Below are 1233 nucleotides of genomic sequence, written 5' to 3'. Positions count from 1 at the left end.
CTGGTTGCAGTGTGCGGCAGCTTCTTTACCAAACAAAAAACTACATTTGCAGGATGATAGGGTAAAAAGTGCGATCGCTCTTAACCCCCTGGTAGGAAACCTCTTTGGCAAGAATGGTCTGACTCAAGTTACCAAACCAGTTTTAATTCTAACCGGGACTGAAGACTCTCTAACACCTGCGCTAAAACACCAAATAGAACCCTTTAGCCAACTCCAAGGCACCAAATATCTATTAACTGCCATAGGTGGTACTCATTTAAGTGTTGGGGAGCCAACATCAACTGTAAGTACTGCTACTACAATTGTTAAAGAACGACGAGGTGAGGAAACTAAATCTCTACGTCAATTAACCCAAGGTGTCAGTCTTGCCTTTGTAGAGCAACTTACACCAAAAGCAAAAATTTATCAACCTTTTTTAACATCAGCTTACGCCCAATCTTTCTCTACTCCACAACTGCCGTTACGTCTCGTTTCAGAGCTACCAGCAAGTATCAAGTTTTGGCTTGGGTGGATTCCTGATATCAGTTATCAGTTATCACAGCATAAGCGTTGATAACTGATAACTGTTAACTGCTGACTGTTTCTTTAGCTTCTTGTCTATGATGACCACTTGTGGTAATAACAATACAGATCATAGACATTAAACTGAAGATAGGACAAGGTTATACTGTGTCCTTACAGTAAAAGCTAAACAGGAGCATACATGGAGCCAATTATTGCTATAGTCTTAGTGCTTATAGGTTATGCCCTAGGATCCGCAAAACTTATTAATCAGGGAAATGAGGCTTTAGTCGAACGGTTGGGTAGATATCATCGTAAACTTCAGCCTGGATTAAACTTCATTGTTCCCTTGCTGGATCAAGTTGTCATGGAGGATACAACCAGGGAACAAGTTTTAGACATTCCTCCTCAGAAGGTAATTACCAAAGATAACATCTATTTAGAGGTAGATGGTGTTGTCTACTGGCGGATTAAAAATATGGAGAAAAGCTTTTACCAAATTGATGATCTCCAACAAGCGTTGACAAACTTAACTGCAACTACCCTGCGTGAGATTGTGGCTCGTAACAGCTTGGAAGAAACCAATGCGGCTAGAGCTGACATGAACAAAGCCCTATTGGATGAGTTAAACCGGATCACAGAAGAGTGGGGAGTTCAAATTACCAGGGTAGATATTTAAAGAATTACACCACCAGAAAGTGCAACGGAATCCATGGAAGAGCAGCGAGCGGG

1 protein-coding gene and 1 pseudogene are annotated in these 1233 nt (G+C 41.3%); both read left to right on the top strand.

The genetic code is table 11. The features are described from left to right. Positions 1-553: alpha/beta hydrolase family protein (locus tag G4P69_RS38465; protein WP_390694114.1), on the top strand; the 553-nt coding region annotated here is incomplete at its 5' end. Between the two features lie 150 nt (positions 554-703). After that, positions 704-1177 (top strand): annotated as a pseudogene (locus tag G4P69_RS38460) (SPFH domain-containing protein); the annotation flags it as partial. Between the last annotated feature and the right edge of the window lie 56 nt (positions 1178-1233).

The organism is Aetokthonos hydrillicola CCALA 1050 (assembly GCF_017591665.1).
GTDB lineage: Bacteria > Cyanobacteriota > Cyanobacteriia > Cyanobacteriales > Nostocaceae > Aetokthonos > Aetokthonos hydrillicola.
The sequence above is the reverse complement of the archived record's forward strand: the minus strand, read 5'-3'. Positions and strand labels throughout refer to the sequence as shown.